Raw genomic sequence first — 3,893 nt, 5'->3', positions numbered from 1 at the left:
GCCGTGCCGCGGCCCCCCTCTGTTCAGATGGCCAGATACTCGTGGCGCAGCGCCTCGTCCTCGAGCACCTCCCGGGCCGAGCCGGAGAAGGCGACCTCACCGGTGTCGAGGATGATGGCGCGGTCGGCGAGCTTGAGCGCGGCGACCGCGTTCTGCTCGACCAGCACGGTGGTGATGCCGGCCGCGCGCACCTCCTTGAGCGCCTTCTCGATGTCGTGCCGCACCACCGGCGCCAGCCCCTCATAGGGCTCGTCGAGCAGCAGCAGCTTGATGTCGCGCGCTAGCGCGCGGCCGATCGCCAGCATCTGCTGCTCGCCGCCCGACAGCGTCGTGCCCTCCTGCCGGCGGCGCTCCTTGAGCCGCGGGAACAGCGTGTAGATGCGCTCGTAGTCCCAGCCCGGCTTGCCGGCGATGCGGGCGAGGTCGAGATTCTCCTCCACCGTCATGCCGGGGATGATGCGGCGGTCCTCCGGCACGAGCTGCACGCCGGCGAGCGCGGCCTCGAACGACTGCATCTTGTGCAGCGGCTGGCCCATCAGCCAGATCTCGCCGCCCCGCAGCTCCGGCGTGTCGGTGCGCGCGATGGTGCGCAGCGTCGAGGTCTTGCCGGCGCCGTTGCGCCCGAGCAGCGCCAGGATCTCGCCTTCGGCGATGTCGAAGGACACGTCCTGCACGATGTAGCTGTCGCCGTAGAAGGCCTTGAGGTTGCGCGCGGCGAAGTACTGGCCCTTCGCGTCGGCGGCGAGCGGGGCTGCGGTGGGACGCGGTGCGACCATGTTCATACCTGCTCCTCCCCGAGATAGGCTTCCTTCACCTTCGGGTTGTTCTTGATCTCCTCCGGCGTGCCCTGGGCGATGATGCGGCCGCCGGCCAGCACGGTGATGCGGTCGGCCAGCGAGAAGACGACGTGCATGTCGTGCTCGATGATGACCTTGGTCATGCCGGCTTCCTTGATCTTCTTGAGCAGCTCGATCGTGGCGTTGGTGTCGTGCCGCGCCATGCCGGCGGTCGGCTCGTCGAGCAGCAGCAGCTTGGGGTGCTGGACCAGCCCCATGGCGAGCTCGAGCCGGCGCTTGTCGCCGCGCGACAGGCTCGAGGCGACCGAGTGCAGGTGCTTGGCCAGGCCGACGCTGGCGATCACCTCCTCGGCCTCCGCGCGGATCGCCTTTTCCTGGCCGAGCGCGCGGAACGGGTTGAGCCGGAAGTGGCCGTCGCGCTTCGACAGCGCCGGCACCATGACGTTTTCCAGGACGGTCAGGTCGAGAAACACCTCCGGCGTCTGGAACACGCGGGCGACGCCGAGCTGGTTGATCTCGTGCGGCGACTTGCCGGTCAGCGTGTGGCCGTCGAACACGACGGCGCCGCGGTCGGGCCGGATGCGGCCGACGCACACGTTGAGCAGCGTCGACTTGCCGGCGCCGTTCGGCCCGATGATGGCGTGCGTCTCGCCCTTGCGCACGTCGAGGTCGACGTCGCTCAGCGCGTGCAGGCCGGCGAACGACTTGTGCACGTCGTCGATGTGCAGGACCTTGTCGGGCACCCCGCTCTTGAAGCCGCGCTCTTCCTCGTCGTCGCGCACGATCTCAGCAACAGACATCCTCTACCCCCGTTCTTCCACCGCCTGGCCGACGCTGACCGGCGTGCCGCCCTGCCGCGGCCGCGTGAACAGCGCGACGAGCCGCCGGAAGCCCTCCATCAGCCCGCCGGGCAGGAAGATGACGATCACCATGAACAGCAGGCCGAGCGTCAGGTGCCAGCCCTCGCCGACGAACAGCGAGACGGTGCCGACGACGAAGTCCTCCAGCCCGTCGGGCAGGAAGGACAGCGCGTTGTGCAGGATGCCCTCGTTCCACGACGACACCTTCTGCTCGGCATACTTGATGAGGCCGGCGCCGAGCACCGGGCCGACCAGCGTGCCGACGCCGCCCAGGATGGTCATCAACACGACCTCGCCCGACGCCGTCCACTGCATGCGCTCGGCGCCGGCGATCGGGTCGGTGACGGCGAGCAGCGCGCCGGCGAGCCCGGCATACATGCCGGAGATGACGAAGGCCGAGATCAGGTAGGGCCGCGTGTGGATGCCGGTGTAGTTGAGCCGCTTCTGGTTCGACTTGATGGCCTTGAGCATCATGCCGAAGTTCGACTTGTTGATGCACATGGCGACGAAGAAGCAGGCGATCAGCATCACCGCGCAGAAGTAGAAGCCGGGAAAGCCGCTCATCTTCATGCCGAACAGGTTGGTGATCGGCACGCCGATCTCCTGGATGCCGAGCGCCTGGTCGATCACCCGCACATCGCCGTCGCGCAGCGACACCGCCGCGCTGTCGCGGATGGCGCGCACCTGCAGGCCGGTCTCGCCGTTGGTGATCGGGGTGAGCACCGAATAGGCGAGGTTGTAGGACATCTGCGCGAAGGCCAGCGTCAGGATCGAGAAGTAGATGCCCGAGCGGCGCAGCGACACGTAGCCGATCAGGAAGGCGAAGACGCCGGCCAGCAGGATCGACAGCACGACGGCCGGCAGCACGTTCATCGTCAACAGCTTGAACGACCACACCGCCACGTAGGAGCCGACGCCGAGGAAGGCGGCGTGGCCGAACGACAGGTAGCCGGTCAGCCCGAACAGGATGTTGAAGCCGATGGCGAAGATGCCGAAGATGGCGAACTTCTGCAAAAGGTCGGGATAGGCCGCGCCCACCGGCTGCATCAGCCACGGCGCGGCCAGCACGATCGCCGTGAAGCCGCAAAGCAGCAGCCAGTCGTTGCGCGAGAAGGTGCGCAGCATCTCTCAGTCCTCCATCACACCCTTGCGGCCCATCAGGCCACGCGGCAAGGTGAGCAGGACGATCACCGCCACGAGATAGATCACGATCTGGTCGATGCCGGGCAGAATCGACTTGACCTCGTTCATCGACGCGAAGCTCTGCAGGATGCCGAGCATGAAGCCGGCCGCCACCGCGCCGGTCAGCGAGCCCATGCCGCCGACGACCACGACCACGAAGGACAGCACCAGGAAGTCCATGCCCATGTGGTAGTCGGGCGGCAGGATCGGCGTGTACATCGCGCCCGCCATGCCGGCGACGACGGCGGCCAGGCCGAACACGATGGTGAAGCGGCGCTGGATGTTGATGCCGAGCAGGCCGACCGTCTCGCGGTCCTGCATGCCCGCGCGCACCACCATGCCGAAGGTGGTGAACTGCAGGAAGGCGAAGACGGCGAAGATGACGAGCGCGGAGAACAGGAAGTAGACGAGCCGCCACCACGGATAGATGACGTTGTCGCCGAGGCCGAGCCAGGCGCCGACATTGGCCGCGCCGGCGACCACGTCGGGTGCCGGCTGCGGGATCGGGTTGGCGCCGAAATAGTGCCGCACGATCTCCTGCAGGATGATCGCCAGGCCGAAGGTGACGAGGATCTGGTCGGCGTGCGGGCGCTTGTAGAAGTGCTTGATGAGGCCGCGCTCCATCGCCACGCCGATCGCCGCCATGACGACGATCGCGAGCACGATCGACAGCGGCACCGACCAGTCGATCAAGAAGCCGGCCGCCTCGGGTCCGAGCCAGCCTTGCAGATAGGGCACCTCGACCTTGAGCGGATTGCCGAGGAAATCGGTCTCCGTCTCGCTGATCTCGACATAGGACAGGTTGAGCAGCCGGTTGAGCGCCACCGCGCAGAAGGCGCCGAGCATGAACAGCGCGCCATGCGCGAAGTTGACCACGCCGAGCGTGCCGAACACCAGCGTCAGCCCGAGCGCGATCAGCGCATAGGCGCCGCCCTTGTCGAGCCCGTTGAGAACCTGAAGAAAGATCGCGTCCATGCGAGCAACCCGCCACGTCGCCCGGCGGCGCTCGCCGGGCCTGCCAAAACCTGCCTGTCCGGCGGCCGGCCGCAGCCCG

General features: G+C 67.6%; 4 protein-coding genes. All 4 read right to left on the bottom strand.

What is annotated here, in order from left to right; all coding sequences use genetic code 11:
• Positions 1 to 23: 23 nt before the first annotated feature.
• Positions 24 to 776 (bottom strand): ABC transporter ATP-binding protein, encoded by a 753-nt coding sequence (locus N1F89_RS20370; RefSeq protein WP_290086317.1) that lies wholly within the window; start codon positions 774 to 776, stop codon positions 24 to 26.
• Positions 777 to 778: 2 nt separating this feature from the next.
• The gene (locus N1F89_RS20365) at positions 779 to 1,597 is read right to left on the bottom strand and encodes an ABC transporter ATP-binding protein (protein ID WP_290086312.1); all 819 of its coding nucleotides are present in this window, start codon (positions 1,595 to 1,597) and stop codon (positions 779 to 781) included.
• A 3-nt stretch (positions 1,598 to 1,600) separates the two neighbouring features.
• Complete coding sequence (locus tag N1F89_RS20360; RefSeq protein ID WP_290086314.1) at positions 1,601 to 2,704, bottom strand: branched-chain amino acid ABC transporter permease; 1,104 nt, start codon at positions 2,702 to 2,704, stop codon at positions 1,601 to 1,603.
• 81 nt (positions 2,705 to 2,785) lie between these two features.
• Complete coding sequence (locus N1F89_RS20355) at positions 2,786 to 3,814, bottom strand: branched-chain amino acid ABC transporter permease (protein ID WP_290086310.1); 1,029 nt, start codon at positions 3,812 to 3,814, stop codon at positions 2,786 to 2,788.
• Positions 3,815 to 3,893 lie beyond the last annotated feature (79 nt).

It is taken from the genome of Aquibium sp. A9E412 (assembly GCF_030398335.1).
In the GTDB taxonomy this organism is placed as follows: Bacteria; Pseudomonadota; Alphaproteobacteria; order Rhizobiales; family Rhizobiaceae; genus A9E412.
This window is presented reverse-complemented; position numbering and strand designations above follow the sequence as displayed.

Excerpts from the sequence above, each read along its gene's own strand:
- N1F89_RS20370 (WP_290086317.1), bottom strand. The coding sequence starts at position 776 with ATGGTCGCACCGCGTCCCACCGCAGCCCCGCTCGCCGCCGACGCGAAG.
- N1F89_RS20365 (WP_290086312.1), bottom strand. The coding sequence starts at position 1,597 with ATGTCTGTTGCTGAGATCGTGCGCGACGACGAGGAAGAGCGCGGCTTC.
- N1F89_RS20360 (WP_290086314.1), bottom strand. The coding sequence starts at position 2,704 with ATGCAGCCGGTGGGCGCGGCCTATCCCGACCTTTTGCAGAAGTTCGCC.
- N1F89_RS20355 (WP_290086310.1), bottom strand. The coding sequence starts at position 3,814 with ATGGACGCGATCTTTCTTCAGGTTCTCAACGGGCTCGACAAGGGCGGC.